The organism is Natronogracilivirga saccharolytica, from assembly GCF_017921895.1.
GTDB classification, from domain to species: domain Bacteria; phylum Bacteroidota; class Rhodothermia; order Balneolales; family Natronogracilivirgulaceae; genus Natronogracilivirga; species Natronogracilivirga saccharolytica.
In genome coordinates this window covers 1-498 of sequence record NZ_JAFIDN010000039.1, presented here as the reverse complement: position 1 = coordinate 498, position 498 = coordinate 1, and the positions used below count along the sequence as shown (strand labels likewise).

Here is a 498-nt window from a genome sequence, read left to right as displayed (position 1 = left end):
AACGTGACACCATCGTTGGTCCGGCCAACAAAGGAGCCATATTGAGCATCGTCGATCGCAAATCCAGTTACTGCTGGTTGGATCAGATTCACCGAAAAGCTTCCTATGATACCCATATCGGTACCCGAAGACAGCTCAAAGACGTTCGATATCACATCAAATCGGTGACCAACGACAATGGCATTGAATTCGCCGATCACCGGCTCACTGCCCGGTATTTGAAAACCGATGTATGGTTTTGTCATCCCTATCAAACCAATCAAAGTGCACGTATTGAGCAACTCAACAAGCTTGTGCGCCAGTATTTGCCTAAAAAATTGGATCTTCGATTCGTACAGCCAAAACAATTGCGGGCCATCACTGAAAAACTCAACAACAGACCACGAAAAAAACTTGGATATAAAACGCCTTTTGAAGTATTCTTCAATACCTTCAAACCTTTAACTATACCCGATACCTCATAAATCATAATCGGGCACTTGGAATGTTATTCTGCCC

The 498-nt window shown here is 43.6% G+C and carries 1 protein-coding gene; it reads left to right on the top strand.

All coding sequences use genetic code 11. From position 1 onward, the window contains the following. Positions 1–464: IS30 family transposase (locus NATSA_RS15890; RefSeq protein WP_210513495.1), on the top strand; the 464-nt coding region annotated here is incomplete at its 5' end. Positions 465–498: the final 34 nt, after the last annotated feature.